Below are 14,981 nucleotides of genomic sequence, written 5' to 3'. Positions count from 1 at the left end.
TCATGACTAATACGTATCTAAATGTCTACTCAGATCCCCCAACATCGTGAACTCTTAACAGGACTTTTTCGTAATCTGTTTATAAATTGATATTTTGTGGATAGCTGGAGGCATTATGAAAGTTGCAGTGATTGGGGCAAATGGGAAAATAGGCACGCATGTGGTCGAGCAGTTGCAACATGCAAAGACTCACCCAGTCGTTGCTATGGTGCGCAAGCAAGCACAAGTGGATGGTTGGAAAGATCAGGGTGTCGACGCGCGTTTGTTGGATCTTGAAGGTCCTGTAAACGACATTGAGAAAGCGTTTGAAGATATCGATGCGGTAATTTTTACGGCGGGCTCTGGTGGCGCGACAGGCGACGATAAAACGCTCATGGTTGATTTGGACGGTGCTGTTAAAACGATGGAAGCAGCGCACGCGGTTGCTGCCGACCGTTTCATCTTAGTTAGTGCGCTGCAGGCACATAACCGCGAGCATTGGAACGAAGATTTACTACCCTACTATGTCGCAAAACATTATGCCGACAAAGAGTTAATGCGTAGCGAACTTGACTGGACTATTGTGCGCCCTGGTGGCTTAACTGATGAGCCAGGTACAGAGAAAGTGGAACTTGCCGAGAACTTAGGGCGAGGCACCATCGCAAGAGAAGATGTGGCTCGTATTCTAATCCGTTGTCTTGATGCAGATAATACGATTGGCAAGCACTTCGATGCACTGACGGGCGAACAAGGTGTAGAGGCCGCTGTTAAGGCGATCTAATTTGATTGCATGGCGTGCATCCAACTGCGGTGCACGCTATTGCGAGTTTTCGGATTCTTCCACCGGCACGTATATCGCCACACCTTCGGCGGTTTTGTCGGTTAAACCAAACATGCGTCCAAGTTGAACACTTAAGCCTAAATTACCCGAATAACTGCCCAACCCGGTACCAACATAGACCGAGCTATCACGCTTTTCCCCCGTTGCTTGTAACAGAACACCATTGGCACCTAACTTTGCCGCTTGTTCCTTAAGTCGTTGGACAACCGCGTCCATTTGGGCTTGATCACCGAAGCTCCAACTACCGTCACTTGAAACAGATAGCAGCGCGACCGTTTCATATTGTGTGGGTTCTTTTAGATAGAGTTTGACAGCGTCGACGTTGATCGCAGGACGCGCCTCACCAACCATAACGGTGGAAGGTTTCGAGGAACAAGCTGCTAGCCCCAAAAGCATAACAGCTGTCGTGAGCCAGGCCGAGCGGCGAGAAAAAGCGTTGCGCATAATACACTCCAAACAAGTTCCTATTGATTGAGTATACGCAATTTATTGGCCTTTAGTGCGTCCTTTACATGAAAATGATAAAAGACGGTGGCGCGCTAATCGATAACGATACTCGCGACGCCGCGTCTGACCAATACGCGTAATTCTTGAGTGCCACTCACAGTCACGGGTTGAATAACGATACTGCTAGTTTCGCTGATGTTCTCGACTAACGACTTATAAATCGTTTGGACATCGCTCGTTGCGGTGTATTCGAAGACAGCAGCGCAAATAACATCGTTACAGGCTGCACTGCGTTGAAACGCGGATGAAGTCTGCTCTGCGGCATTTTTTAATGCTGCCCGAAAGTCGTATTCAAAGTCCTTGTGTTGTACGGCGCCACCCAGTTGATTAATGAAATTGTCGAAGTTTCGTAGTCTAAACGCCCTCTCTGTCGCCGTATTGGATAACCCACGCGGTGCAGATAGCTGGCCAATCAGTGTTTGCATCGCTGTCGGCTGCTCGGGCTCCGCATTAACAGAAAGTGTCTCGTCGAACTGCGCGATACGCGGTTCTGTGCTGCGTTTGGGTGAAGCGAGTGGAGCTTTTGAGGGCTGCTCTTGGTTTAACCTTGGCGTATTTACTTGAACAGGCGTCGATTTTGGTTGTTCCTTGCTCATATACAAAACGATGATTACCGCTGCGATCAGCAGCGCAAGGATGAGCAAAAGATATCTATTTTTCATTGTATAGCGGTTATCTTTATAAGTTGTTAGGCAACGTCAGTATGTGTTGGTTAATGCTTGCTGGCAAGGGTAGCTGGTAAGTTGCAAAAGGGCGAGCTAAGCTCTTATTACATAATAGAATAATGGGCATCTGAGGCACATGTTATTTATTGATGCGGCTATTCGATTTTCTGCTCTCGGTTTTTTATTGTTGATGACAGTCGTGATCATTCGAGATTTGCCGCGCTCACCGCGTTACTACCTCTTACTTTCAAGCAACTTTTTATTGGCTTGCTTTTTATTAGGCACGATGCCAACTGATATACAGCTCCCTCATACAGTTCAAATTCCCTTTCGTTTGCTTGATACTTTACTGATTCCAGTAACGTGGTTCTTAGTTTTGACGTTGTTCCACCCTTATTTTCGTTTGAGCTATCGGCATATGTTAGTCGCTTTGCTATTAACGAGCTCAATGCTTGCAGAACGAATGGTTTGGTTAGGAATTATTGAAAAGCTGCCACCTGAGTGGCCGTTGCTGGTCATCGGCCTCGCTGTGACCGTAGTTATTCATATGTTAGTTGTGACTTTATCCGGTCGAGCGGATGACCTTATCGAACGACGCAGACGTTATCGGCTGTATTTCGTCGTGATTATTTCACTCTCTATACTAATCGCCATTTTCGTAGGTTCGATATGGTTACGCAGTGCACAAGCGACGACTCAGGCAATGAGTGTTTGGTTGCCCATCACTTCGCTCACCTTGTGGTTAGTAAAGGGAGATACCTCAGCGTTGGCTTTTTATCGTAGAGGAGACAATGGCAACAAGCAGACCGATATCGATAAGCATTGGATGCAGAAACTGGACAGTTTAATGCAAACTGAACGTTTGTACTGCCGGGAGAAGCTGAGCGTGAAAGATTTAGCAACAGCGCTCGGCGTGGCAGAGCACAAGCTAAGAGCGCTGATAAATAAGCATAGTGGTTATAGCAACTTCAGCCACTACATTAATTCTTTACGAGTTGATGCCGTTGTGAGGTGCTTAGAGAGTCGAGAGTATGACCATTTACCGATTCTTACCCTTGCGCTTAACCACGGTTTTAATTCCTTACCTCCTTTTAACCGTGCGTTTAAACGTGAAATAGGCCTTACACCATCCCAATTTAGAAAAAATTTGCGAGACTTTCAGAATTGACTCGCTTTTTTTAGAAATCGACCAGCTTAAACTTCTCTATCTATCTATCGTGGTTGTATGTTTCTCGAACAAGGTAAGCAATCATGATGAAATTCAATTCCCTAAAAAAAGTGATGCTGTTCATTCTCATCGCTCTTATCATTATATGTGCATTCAGCTTCATCCTAATAAACCAACAAATAGAGCGAGCGTGGGGCGCGAGCGTTCCCCCTGTCGAAGTCGTTCCATTTGAACGACCCCAAGGACATTACGCAATCGTCAACGCCAGTGTGCTAGATAGCCTTGGCGAGCACATGTTGTTTAATCAGATCCTACTGATCAATAACGGAATCATTGAGGCGGTTGGTAACGATATTGCTATACCCGAAGATGCTGAGCAAATTGATGCCACAGGTATGTTCTTGATACCGGGGCTGATCGATGCGCATGTACACTTGTGGCAAAGCCCTAATGACTTACTGCTTTATTTAGCGAACGGAGTAACACATGTTCGTGAACTGAATGGAAGTGAAGAGCATTTGCAGTGGCGTCAACAAATCAGCCAGGGTAGACCGGGCCCTGATCTATTCGTAGCCTCTCGCCGACATAATAGCACAGGACTATTCGAGCAGTTGTTTCATAAGTGGGCAGCCAAGGTTGAACCGGTAACCGTCATCACAGATATGAAAACCCATGTGACTGAGTTGAAAGCTGCGGGTTACGACGCGATTAAAGTATACACCGAGTTGAGCAATGATGACTTTAGTGCACTAGCCAATGAAGCCTACCATCAAGGCATTCCGATACTAGGGCATATTCCACGGGGGGTAAAGCTCACTGAGTTGTGGAACTCAAACCTAAAAGAAATCGCACATATTGAAGAATTTGCTAAAGCACTCGACCGCGAGTTTGGTGGTTATACACGAGACAATACAGATGACTTTATTGAGTTTGTTCGCCTACGAGCTCCTGAGATCGCACGGAATCTAGCTGCTCAAGATATGGCTGTGGTATCGACGCTCGCCCTAATAGAGAGCATTCCAAAGCAAAAGCTAAATGTGCAAAGGGCTTTAAAGCAAGTAGCGCTTGAATACGTGAATCGGGGTATCGCCGAGTCAGTGCATCCGAGTATAAAAATGATGGGGTGGCTTTCGGATGTGAATATTTATCGACTGCCAGATGACTATCCACAAGACCGCGTTGCAGGTAATCAGCGTTATTGGCTGGCATACGCCGAGGCTAATCGCATTTTGTTGAGTAAAATGCGCGAATATCAGGTCAAGGTATTGGCTGGCACCGATGCCAACGTACCGATCATGGTACCTGGCTTTTCAATACACGATGAGTTGAAAGCGTTAGTTAAGACTGGCTACTCACCAGCAGCAGCATTGCGAAGTGCGACTACTGAGACAGCGCAATGGATGGATCTAAAGACTGGCAAGATAGCGCCTGGTTATGAGGCAGACTTGGTTATGCTCAGTGGCAACCCATTGCATGACATCAGCAATAGTCGAACAATCCAGGGGGTTATGACTAATGGACGGTGGTATTCGAAGTCATCACTTACGCAAATGCTAGTGGCAATCCGAGAGGCTAATGGGTCTTAGTCTGAGGAACTGTAGCCAACCCTTCCGCACACGCATAGGCGCTTGACCATGCCCATTGGAAGTTATAGCCACCGAGCCAACCGGTGACATCGAGTACTTCGCCAATGAAAAATAGTCCAGGCTGTAGTTTACTTTGCATGGTTTGGGAGCTGACTTCATCGACATTAACGCCGCCCAGGGTGACCTCGGCGGTTCGATAGCCTTCGGTGCCATTGGGCTTGATTTGCCATTGGTTAAGTTGCTCAGCGATTGCTTTAAACGTCTTTTTGCTGATATCGGCGAGGCGTTGAGTCAACGGCCATTGATGATACGCACCGAGTTGAGTGACGACGCGTTTCGCGAACAGCTGCTGTAATACGGTATTCAGCTGAGCCTTTGGTTGTTTAGTTTGGTTTTCTTGTAGCCATTCAAACGCATCGGTACTGGGCAGGCAGTCAACGGTAATCGCCTCGCCGGGTTGCCAATAAGAGGACACCTGCAGCATCGCCGGACCCGATAAGCCGCGGTGAGTAAACAACATCGCCTCACTAAAGTGACCATCATTGGCGCTGGCGGCTACGTTCATTGAAACGCCAGCTAGCTCAGCAAAAGCGTCTTTTTCGGTTGGATGCAAAGTGAAAGGTACTAAGCCCGCCCGTACAGGTATGATCGAATGACCGAATTGCTCAGCAATTTGGTAGCCCAACGGTGTCGCCCCTAGCTTGGGCATTGAGAGTCCACCACAGGCGACGACTAGTTGATTAGCGCTCAGTTGACCCTGCGAGGTATTAATACGATAAGTGTCTTGCTCGTATTCGACATCCAGCACTTCGGTTCTCAGTTGTACTTTGGCACCGTAGCGAGCGCACTCGTCGAGTAGCATGCGAACGATGTCCTTCGCTGATTCATCACAGAATAATTGTCCCAAGGTCTTTTCATGATACGGGATTTGGTATTCTGCGACTAAACCAATAAAGTCCCACTGGGTGTAACGACTAAGCGCCGATTTACAAAAGTGAGGGTTACTGGAAAGATAGTTCTCGGGGCTGGCATACATGTTAGTGAAGTTACATCGACCGCCCCCCGAAATGAGGATCTTTTTACCAGCCTGTTTGGCATGGTCTACCACGATAACCTTGTGGCCGTTTCGCGCGGCATGAGCTGCACAGTGCAAACCGGCAGCTCCCGCACCAATAATCACTACATCAAATAACGCCATTACTGCTCAGATTTCAATACATCAAGAACGTATTTTGCTGCACTCACTTCGAATTGCTTCTCATCTTCCACGAATAGATGTTCCACGATGCCATCAACGATAATCATGGCGTAACGTTTTGAGCGAATGCCACCAAACGCACCAGTATCATTAGCAAGCCCTAGGGTTTGGCTATATTCACCGTTACCATCTGATAATAACCGAACCTCATCTCCGATCCCCAGGTGGTCACCCCAAGCTTTCATCACGAATGCATCATTGACCGAAACGCAATTAATACTCTGCACCCCTTGTTTAGCAAGCTCATTTGCGAGTGACACATAGCCTGGCAAGTGTTTCTCCGAACAGGTCGGAGTAAATGCACCAGGTACAGCGAATAGGATGTGTGTGCCTTTGGCGAAAAGCTCTTGAGGATCGTAATGTTGAATGCCAAGTTCACCTTTTGAGGTGAGCGAGCCCGATGGTAATAAATCGTTTTCTTTAATCATAGCTGTTCGAATCCTTGCTTTATATAAACATCAAATCGATGCTTTTTACTCTTGATTTGCGTATTCGGTTCTCTTTGCCCTAAAAAGTCGGCATGATCAGGACGCTTTACGACCACACGAAATTTAGCCGCATTTAGCGCTGGAGCAATTAGGTCGTCCGCATCTTCATCGCCGCCGACTAACTGCTGAAACATTTGCATGTCTTTTTTTACTTGAGCGCGCTGTTTACCCGATTTTGGATACATCGGATCGAGGTATACCACATCGTACTGTTCTGAAGAAACCTGTTTAACGTGCTCGAGCTCAAGTAGTTGCATGCGTTGGCAACAGTCCGCAATTTTATCGGCACCATTACGACCACGTTCAAGTGCATCCTTGAGTAGAATACGAACCATCGGGTGACGCTCAATTAAATCAACCAATGATCCGAACGCGGCAACCATGAGTGCGTCACGAGCCAAACCAGCCGTTGCGTCGAGTACGGATGGTTTGCGCTTGCCAGTAATACCGAGTGCCTTTATCAGAGATTCTGATTTCAAGTTTGAGTTAACCGCGCGGTAACCTGATTTTCCCGCCCGGAAATCAAGATCAAGCGGTTTGATACCTTTAGGGCCTGCTGTCCAAACTAATTGGATGCCGTGTTCGGTTTGTTGTAATTCAAATTCTGAGCTCATTGATTTTTAGCGGAGCGTTGCATATCGACATGTGGAATATCATCTTCAAGATAGTCCTCGCTAATTGCCTCAAAGCCAAACGACTGATAAAACGCCCGTAAGTAAGTCTGAGCTTGGACTTGAATAGGCGCCCTAGATGCCCGCGAATCAAGGTATTCGATCGCACGCTGCATAAGCTCTCGGCCCAAGCCCAATTGTCGCGCCTCTGCGGTCGTGAGAACGCGACCAATTTTTGATACTGGACTCACGTCAGAGGCTTTAAAAATGCGTGCGTAAGCAAGCATCTTGCCTTGGTCGTTGCGAGCAAAAAGATGTTCGGCGTCAAAGTCAGTCCCGTCAGCGTCTAAATATGGACAGTTTTGTTCTACAACAAAAACTTCTTGGCGAATGCGTAGAATTTCATACAGCTGATGGGTGTTCAATTCTTCAAAAGTTCTTAAAAACCAGTTCATGTCCCTACTTTTTTAATGTCACGTTTAATCGGAATCACGTTTCGCTTATGTTCGTGGGAGAACAGTGCCAATAACTCGGTGACGGGTTTGCGTGCATCACCTTTTTGGCTAATATTGCGAGCAACTTTCAGACTACTGATTTCTGCCTGCTCGTACAATGCGCGTGTTAGCGGCGTATCGTGATTACTTATTAGTACAGGAATGTGTCTTTTACAAGCTGTACGTAAGGCGTGTCGCGCGAGCTCACTTTGTTCGTCTAAACTAAAACCACCCGTAGCATAACTTGTAAAATTACTTGCTTGTACAAGTGGTGCATAAGGAGGATCACAATAAATGACATCGCCTTTTCGGGCTCTCCTGAACATTTGTTCAAAAGAACTGCAGACGAATTTAGCACGCTTTGCCTTTTCTGCAAAAACTTCAATTTCCGCTTCTGGAAAATAGGGCTTACGATAGTCGCCAAACGGGACATTAAAAATACCGCGACTGTTATAGCGGCAAAGCCCGTTATAACCATGCCGATTGAGATACAAAAATAGCAGTGAACGGTAATAGGGGTCGTTGCTTTCGTTAAACGATTTACGCAACGCGTAGTACGCGTCTGGTTGATTATTACGTGCAGTAAAAAACCTACGCGCATCAACAATAAACGTCTTAGGGCGGCGCTTTACAAATTGATACAGGGTGATGAGATCGGGATTGATATCGTTTAGTAAATAGCGGTCATAATCAGTGTTTAGAAAGACCGATCCTGCACCCACAAAAGGTTCAATTAACTTACGCCCCTCGGGCAAACAAGCTTTTATGGGCTCGACAAGGCCGTACTTGCCTCCTGCCCATTTTAAAAATGCCCGATTTCGTTTCATTAGCCGGCCTTTTGTGGATTGAACGGCTAGTGTACCCGAAAGCTAAAGATATGAAAATTACTCTCCGCTCAATGGTCTTTGTTCCCGTTGAATAGCGGCAAAAGACTTGGGCCACGGACCCAGCTTACGCAAAGATTCAGGCAGTGCACTTGCGCGTGTTCTTGCCGCATCAATTGTACCGTAGCTACCTAGAATAACGACAAAGCTGTTGTCCTTTTGACGCTGATAAATACGTGCTTGCTGAGTCAAATTATTGCGTTTAATGAATTCGGTTAACGTTGGCTTATCACTGGCAATGGTGAGCTGTACTGAATAGTTTTGCGGTGGTTGATCAGCCACCCATTGACTATCGGTAAGTGTATTCGGTTGAGTGATGGTCTCGGCTTCTTTGGGGACTCGTTTATCACTGACCCATTCAACGCCTACTTCACGTGGGTCATTCTCGGCGGCGGCGACACGATTAAGTGAATGAAGTGCTTCGCGATATGATGTTGCGAGCTCGGCAGGCACAAATTCAAATTGATTCGACTGCAAAGGTTCAAAGCTCGGCAGTTGTTGTGTGACTTCTTTTGAACTTGGTTCGATCGTCAGCGGGCGAGGCTCAGGCGCCACCTCTGCTGTTTCGACGGAATCGGGCTGTTGGTTGAAGTAATCGATGATCGCTTGATGTTTGAGGCCTGCGAACCCAACTAAAGCGAGTGAAATACTTGCAGCAAGAACTTTTATGACCGGTACCGACCGTCGTTCCGTAGCGGGCTCGAGGTTGCTCTCCGCCTGCTCCAACTGGTTCGAGAACACATCATCTTGGTTTTCCTCTGGCTCCGAGTAGCGTTGTGCTTGAGTCATTAGCTTCAGTTGCAAACGCTGCTGGATCTCACCCGGATAACCATTAATGGTGGCTAGAAACTGTTGGATTTTATCAAGGTTCCAAAGCGGGCGTTGGCGCTCTGGCAATAACGCCTGAATAAAGCGCATCTGTTCTTCTTTGCCAAGTGGCGGTACTTCTACTAGTTCAGGTCGCTTCACACGTAACTGCGGTGGTGGTGTCTGTTGAAACACCCAGCGTGACTCGGCTGAGATAATAATACTTACACGTTGTCCAAGCGCACACAATTGATTAACTGTATTGACGCACTCCGCCAAAAAGCTGTCAGGCATGAGTTCACCATTATCAATGACGATAACGGCATGTTGCAGTGGACGTTGCCGCTGAATTTCACGACTCAGCGTGTCATCATTTAAACTGATGGTGCCAAACAGTTGATTCAGGATTTGCGCGCGTAGACGCTCTACCGAAGCTCGCTCTGATACTTGTACCCAAGCACACTCAGCGTAATTAGAGGCCTGCTCAATAAATAGCTCGCTGATCGTCGACTTGCCGCTACCTTGCGGACCATGCAGTAACACGAGCGTATCACTGTGCTGGCAATGTTCATGCAAACGATCGATCACTGCCTGTTGGGAAGGCTTTGACCTAACGGGGGCGGCGACAATATGTGATGAGTAGGCGTTAGCCGGCATAATCTGCTTCCTATGTGATGCGGTTTAGCAACATTCAGTCAGCACAGCGGCTAGGTCCTCGTCAGTGATGTTGTGAGTGACTTCCGCTTGGCCGATACCGAGCGGTAACACGAAGTTTATTCGATGGTCTTTCACTTTTTTATCGCGCATCATATAGCTCAGCCAATCCGCCAACGTCATGTTGGGCGCTTGTGTTGGTAGCTGTAACTGTGACATCAGGTTGAGCACGCGACGGAAATCTGACGAAGACATCCGCTGTGTTTTCTCTGATAATTTAGATGCAATAATAGTGCCAGCGGCAACAGCTTCACCGTGGGTCCACTCACCGTATTCAGTTGCTGCCTCGATCGCATGGCCGAATGTATGACCTAAGTTTAGCCATGCGCGGATACCAGACTCGCGTTCGTCTTTGGCGACAATGTCTGCCTTAATCTCACAGCTTCGTTGAATCGCATGTTGCAGCGCTTGCGTCTCTCGTTGTGCGAGGGCAATAGCATTGTGTTCGAGCCAGTGAAAGAAATCGGAATCGTATATGATGCCGTACTTTACGATTTCTGCTAGCCCACTTCGAAAGTCACGATCGTCTAACGTTGTTAGGCAGTTAAGATCAATAACAACGGCTTTGGGCTGATAAAAAGCGCCAATAAGGTTTTTACCTTGGGGGTGGTTAATTGCCGTTTTACCGCCAACCGAGGAATCCACTTGCGATAACAACGTTGTCGGAATTTGATAAAAGTCGACGCCACGGTGATAAGTCGCTGCCACAAAGCCTGCTAAATCGCCTACGACACCGCCACCTAAAGCAACGATTGCGCAGTCGCGACTGAAACCCTCAGCTATAAGCTTGTTGGTAATGGCTTCGAATGATGCGAGGCTCTTATATTGTTCGCCATCGTCCATCTCGAACAGGACAAGACGATGATCAGCAAGAGCGGCGGAGACATCGGCAAAATAATGTTTGGCCACAGTCGTATTACTAACGACAAAAACATCTTTACTTAAGTTAGGAAGCAATCGCTTCAGTTGTTGCAGATGATTTGCGGCGATATGAATATGGTAGCTGCGTTCGCCCAACTCTACATGCACATTGGCCATAACACAGCTCCCCAAAAAGGTTAACCTAAACCGTTAACCCCTAGTTGATCGATGATTTCATTGACTACTACTTTAGCGCTTTGTTCGTCAGTACGCACAACGATATCCGCAATTTCCTCGTATAGCGGGTTGCGAACTTCTGCTAATTCTTCAAGCACTTTACGCGGGTCATCCGCCTCTGCGATCAGAGGACGACGTTTATCACGTTGTGTACGAGCCAATTGTTTGTCGATGGTCGTTTCAAGATATACGACAACACCACGAGCAGATAGACGGTTGCGGCTTTCTTTACTCATTACCGAGCCGCCACCTGTCGCCAGGACGATACCCATATGCTCAGTCAGTTCTTCAATGACTTTTTCTTCCCGCGCACGGAAGCCTTCTTCACCTTCCAGCTCAAAAACCCAGCTGATGTCAGCGCCGGTGCGTCGTTCAATTTCTGTATCTGAATCGTAGAAATCTAAATGAAGTTGTCTGGCAATTTGACGACCAATCGTACTTTTGCCGGCGCCCATTGGGCCGACAAGAAAAATATTACGTTTCTCAGCCATATTCCTGCTTACATCACTGTTAAATTAGCTGTAAATCACGAATCCGGAGTGTCTGGAGACGTCCCCCAACTCAACGAAAAGAAGCGGGATTATCTCAATTAGATTGCATTTTAGCAAATTTATTCCGATTCACTTAACAGCGTGGGTGTAACGAAAATAACCAGTTCACGTTTTTCTGATTGTTCACGCTGATTTTTAAAAAGATTACCGACAAGCGGCAACGAGGACAATATGGGGACACTTGTATCATCCTTCAACTCATATTGCTGAAAAATTCCACCTAATACGATCGTTTCGCCACTCTTTACTAAAACACGAGTAGCCATCTCTTGGGTATCGATAGCCACTGCCGGACCTGTGGGTGTTGATACGGTATCGCCACGCGTGTTTTGTGTAATGGTAAGATCAAGCATTACATAGTCATTGGATGTAATCTGCGGTGTTACGCGTAATCCCATCACTGCCTTTTTAAATTTAACCGCAGTCGCCCCCGAAGCTGCGCTCTCAACATACGGAATCTCGGTGCCTTGCTCGATGTAAGCGGGTTGCTGATTAGATGTAAAAATCTTCGGCCTTGCAATGATTTCGGCTTGGTTGTCCTGTTCCATTGCAGAAAGCTCAAGATCCAGCAGGAGTCCGTCAGACAATTTTCCGACATTGACCTTAAACCGTCCCGCGGCGGGCACAGAAGGAAGATCGACACGCATGCCTTCGATGACCTGAGTAATGGCTTCATCCTCGCGCAGGGTGGTCAAATCGCCCCAACGTACTCCAAATTGATCAATGGCATTACTTTTCATGGTGACCATACGGGCTTCTATCATGACCTGCTTTACCGGCACATCCAATTGCGTAATGAGTCGTTTGATGCCATCGAGATAGGCTTTTGATTCTTTGAGTATGAGCGTATTTGTTCGGGCATCGATAGAAACCGCACCTTGCTCTGACAACAACCTTTGTTCGCTTTCTGAAAGAAGTTGAGCAATATCTTCAGCCTTTGCATGATTGAGGGGAATGAGATGTGGAAGTATGACTCGTTCTGGCGGTTGTTGATCCGATGTCGAGGGCTGCACACGTGTGACGCGGATAAGGTTGTTACTCATCCGTAGCGTGAGGCCGTAGCTATCGGCTAACTCACGCATTAACTCAAGCGCATCGACATCACTGACGGCTAGGCTGACTGTCTCATCGATCGCCTGGTCAGCAATAAGATTAAGTTTAATTTTGTCAGCGATGATCTCAAAAGCGGTGACGAGGTCGACATCTTTCAAGCTCAAAGTGATTTTCGCTTGTTCGTTAGCGTACGCCGTTTTTAACGACAGCAAGCAAAGCAACACCAGCAGCAGTACGCATGGTAAAACTACAACGCGAGCTCGCTCGTGCGTTTGACTTTGTTTTGAAAAGTTGTGGTTGCACACGGAAAAGACTCCAGTTGTTTAAACGTGACGGATTCATGGGTGATGTGTGTGATGATCGTGGTAGGTGCTTGAAAATAGTCTCCGACCTCTGCCGCATACCAACGATCATCAGTTGCTTGGAAATAAGCAGAGAAAGTGCCTTGGGCGGCCAAAGTGGCAACCAGTGTATAGTCATGCCAATTACCCAGTAATTTACCATCGGTCTTAAGTGCACACTTTGTGGATGCCGACTCGATTAAGCGAACGGGAGCGATGGAAGGGCCTGTATCAACCAGGTGCAGTGTGAGCTCAGTTGCACTTTCATCCCCATCGTTCTGATTAAGCGCTACACTGGATAGTACAAAGGGGTGGAGGACGTTGTACGGCCAGTAGCTGAACGTGTCCGACAGCCACCGTTCGAGTTGTTGAGGTTCGGCCGTCAACTTCAGTCTGATTTGGGCATCTGAAACGAGCGGTAATTGCTGCTCCACGTCGAGACGTGCCGCTGTCTCTAACGCATAGCTGAGCCATTGCGAAGCTAATAGCTTTTCAGGTGCGACGGTGTCCGATTCATCGACTAGTTGCGAGGGCGGCGCTTCTTGCCAGATGGCTTGGATAGCCTTACGTGAGCTTTGTTGACTCGAGCCAAGTTGCCATGACCCGATCAGTAAACTCACCGGTGTAATGGTCAGTGATAGGCTAATGAATAAGTAATAAAGAGCGGTGTTTCGCATGCTACAGGGTCAATGTTTGAATATATCAACTTGAGCATGATGGTGCTTTTGCAGTTGAAGCTGAACACTCTGTTCCCCACCATGTCGCAAAGACTCACTTAAACGGGTTAGTTGCGCCGTATTAACATAAGTCCCACTCAATGATAGTTGCGACGATGTCCAACGCGCTTGTTTGAGGTTGAGCCCCGATAGTTCATCCCGTCCAAATTTGATTAACTGCTTGAGCAGAGCGATTTGGTGCTGAGCCTGGACGGCTTGGTCGAATTGACGAAGCGCCGCTGCTTTCTGATCTTCTTCTGCGCGATGCCATTGAGCAACTTTAGTCTCAACCTCGCCAAGGTTTTGGGCAAAAAATTGCAAGTAGACAGGTAAATTGACGAAGAGAGCACAGACCCCATTGAACAACATGAGCGCTATAACAACGCTAAGCCGCTGGCGCTGTTTTTTACGCTGAATGGCGGATTGCCAGTCATTCAGGTTTAGCCACGCCATGGAAAGAAACCTCGAAGTGCGGCGCCGAATAAGAGCGGAGTGATATGTTTAAATAACGCACTTGTGGTGCCGATATTAAGCCACAGCGTATCAGAACCCAGTAATTGCTGTTTAACCTGACTATCATCGTGATTATCGAGATAGCTAAGTATCATTGCACAAGCGTGATCAAAGCGCACCGCTTCAAGGCGTGCAAGTGAGTGTAAAGAGACTAGAATCCCGTGCTTAACTCGTAGCAGAATGTAACGTTGTTGCTCTTTGCATAAAATAATCCATTCAGTGATGGGCTTGTTATAGGTTGCGTAGCGCGATAACGAAGGTAGTAAATAGTTGGTACAACGCACCCAAGCTTGAGGTGCTGGCTCTAGTACTTTCGGAACGATGGGCAGTTGTTCCGTCAGCTTTTCAATGGCGCTCTCATGGCCGCTGACCTGTTGGGTACCCAGTAGGGGCAGCGTCTGGGTATCCTGAAAAGCTGCCGCGCGCTGTGGAGCCTCTTGTGAGGTATCAGTTAACGTTTTTAAGTGAACGAACTGGCTCGGAATAATAAGACACAACTGTGTCTTATACTTGTGCCAACTAATTTGATGAATAGCTGCAACGCGATGGTGTTTGATATTGAATCGACCCTGCTTGAGACGCAGCGAAACGAGTGAAACAGTACCGTCATCTATTAGTGCGGCAGTGAGAAAAGGTGTCATAAGTCTGTGCTACCAATGCAGTCGATTTTTGTATCGTGTTAAGCGTTGCAAGCGTAGTGTTTAGTT

At 47.2% G+C, this 14,981-nt stretch carries 17 protein-coding genes; 3 read left to right on the top strand and 14 right to left on the bottom strand.

Going from position 1 to position 14,981, the window contains the following annotated elements; all coding sequences use genetic code 11:
• The first annotated feature begins 115 nt into the window (after positions 1 to 115).
• Complete coding sequence (locus BFR57_RS00675; protein WP_071462167.1) at positions 116 to 760, top strand: SDR family oxidoreductase; 645 nt, start codon at positions 116 to 118, stop codon at positions 758 to 760.
• A gap of 36 nt (positions 761 to 796) precedes the next feature.
• Here BFR57_RS00675 and BFR57_RS00670 read toward each other — a convergent pair whose 3' ends face one another.
• Positions 797 to 1,264 carry a hypothetical protein gene (locus BFR57_RS00670; RefSeq protein WP_071462166.1) on the bottom strand — a complete coding sequence of 156 codons (468 nt, stop codon included), beginning with the start codon at positions 1,262 to 1,264 and terminating at the stop codon, positions 797 to 799.
• Between the two features lie 95 nt (positions 1,265 to 1,359).
• Positions 1,360 to 1,923: a hypothetical protein gene (locus tag BFR57_RS00665; RefSeq protein WP_143441024.1), complete on the bottom strand. Its 564-nt coding sequence runs from the start codon at positions 1,921 to 1,923 to the stop codon at positions 1,360 to 1,362.
• A gap of 205 nt (positions 1,924 to 2,128) precedes the next feature.
• On the opposite strand from BFR57_RS00665, the gene BFR57_RS00660 reads away from it, so the two are divergent.
• Together BFR57_RS00660 and BFR57_RS00655 are read left to right on the top strand one after the other, a co-directional pair.
• The gene (locus tag BFR57_RS00660; protein WP_071462164.1) at positions 2,129 to 3,160 is read left to right on the top strand and encodes a helix-turn-helix transcriptional regulator; all 1,032 of its coding nucleotides are present in this window, start codon (positions 2,129 to 2,131) and stop codon (positions 3,158 to 3,160) included.
• Positions 3,161 to 3,243: 83 nt separating this feature from the next.
• Positions 3,244 to 4,746: an amidohydrolase family protein gene (locus tag BFR57_RS00655; protein WP_253183594.1), complete on the top strand. Its 1,503-nt coding sequence runs from the start codon at positions 3,244 to 3,246 to the stop codon at positions 4,744 to 4,746.
• Here the strand turns inward: BFR57_RS00655 and BFR57_RS00650 are convergent.
• The 12 genes from BFR57_RS00650 to BFR57_RS00595 form a co-directional block, all read right to left on the bottom strand.
• Complete coding sequence (locus BFR57_RS00650; protein WP_071462163.1) at positions 4,733 to 5,944, bottom strand: NAD(P)/FAD-dependent oxidoreductase; 1,212 nt, start codon at positions 5,942 to 5,944, stop codon at positions 4,733 to 4,735. The two genes, BFR57_RS00655 and BFR57_RS00650, sit on opposite strands and share 14 nt — an antisense overlap.
• Positions 5,944 to 6,432: a peroxiredoxin gene (locus BFR57_RS00645; RefSeq protein WP_071462162.1), complete on the bottom strand. Its 489-nt coding sequence runs from the start codon at positions 6,430 to 6,432 to the stop codon at positions 5,944 to 5,946. The genes BFR57_RS00650 and BFR57_RS00645 overlap by 1 nt, the downstream gene beginning before the upstream one ends.
• On the bottom strand, positions 6,429 to 7,106 hold the full coding sequence (locus tag BFR57_RS00640) for a class I SAM-dependent methyltransferase (RefSeq protein WP_071462161.1): 678 nt from the start codon (positions 7,104 to 7,106) through the stop codon (positions 6,429 to 6,431). The genes BFR57_RS00645 and BFR57_RS00640 overlap by 4 nt, the downstream gene beginning before the upstream one ends.
• Positions 7,103 to 7,558, bottom strand: a complete 456-nt coding sequence (locus BFR57_RS00635) for a GNAT family N-acetyltransferase (protein ID WP_071462160.1) — start codon at positions 7,556 to 7,558, stop codon at positions 7,103 to 7,105. The genes BFR57_RS00640 and BFR57_RS00635 overlap by 4 nt, the downstream gene beginning before the upstream one ends.
• A complete protein-coding gene (locus tag BFR57_RS00630; RefSeq protein WP_071462159.1) occupies positions 7,555 to 8,424 on the bottom strand; it encodes a Dam family site-specific DNA-(adenine-N6)-methyltransferase in 870 nt (289 codons plus the stop codon). The genes BFR57_RS00635 and BFR57_RS00630 overlap by 4 nt, the downstream gene beginning before the upstream one ends.
• Positions 8,425 to 8,481: 57 nt before the next feature.
• A complete protein-coding gene (locus tag BFR57_RS00625; RefSeq protein ID WP_071462158.1) occupies positions 8,482 to 9,945 on the bottom strand; it encodes an AAA family ATPase in 1,464 nt (487 codons plus the stop codon).
• A gap of 24 nt (positions 9,946 to 9,969) precedes the next feature.
• On the bottom strand, positions 9,970 to 11,040 hold the full coding sequence (aroB, locus tag BFR57_RS00620) for a 3-dehydroquinate synthase (RefSeq protein WP_071462157.1): 1,071 nt from the start codon (positions 11,038 to 11,040) through the stop codon (positions 9,970 to 9,972).
• A gap of 20 nt (positions 11,041 to 11,060) precedes the next feature.
• A complete protein-coding gene (gene aroK, locus BFR57_RS00615; RefSeq protein ID WP_071462156.1) occupies positions 11,061 to 11,591 on the bottom strand; it encodes a shikimate kinase AroK in 531 nt (176 codons plus the stop codon).
• A 119-nt stretch (positions 11,592 to 11,710) separates the two neighbouring features.
• Entirely contained in the window at positions 11,711 to 12,916 is a 1,206-nt protein-coding gene (pilQ, locus tag BFR57_RS00610; protein WP_253183593.1) for a type IV pilus secretin PilQ, read from the bottom strand.
• 35 nt (positions 12,917 to 12,951) lie between these two features.
• Positions 12,952 to 13,722 (bottom strand): hypothetical protein, encoded by a 771-nt coding sequence (locus tag BFR57_RS00605; protein ID WP_071462155.1) that lies wholly within the window; start codon positions 13,720 to 13,722, stop codon positions 12,952 to 12,954.
• A 9-nt stretch (positions 13,723 to 13,731) separates the two neighbouring features.
• Positions 13,732 to 14,214 (bottom strand): hypothetical protein, encoded by a 483-nt coding sequence (locus BFR57_RS00600; protein WP_071462154.1) that lies wholly within the window; start codon positions 14,212 to 14,214, stop codon positions 13,732 to 13,734.
• Positions 14,202 to 14,915 carry a hypothetical protein gene (locus BFR57_RS00595; protein WP_071462153.1) on the bottom strand — a complete coding sequence of 238 codons (714 nt, stop codon included), beginning with the start codon at positions 14,913 to 14,915 and terminating at the stop codon, positions 14,202 to 14,204. Before BFR57_RS00595 ends, BFR57_RS00600 begins: the two co-directional genes overlap by 13 nt.
• Positions 14,916 to 14,981: the final 66 nt, after the last annotated feature.

This window comes from Idiomarina sp. MD25a (assembly GCF_001870515.1).
GTDB lineage: Bacteria > Pseudomonadota > Gammaproteobacteria > Enterobacterales > Alteromonadaceae > Idiomarina.
The sequence above is the reverse complement of the archived record's forward strand: the minus strand, read 5'-3'. Positions and strand labels throughout refer to the sequence as shown.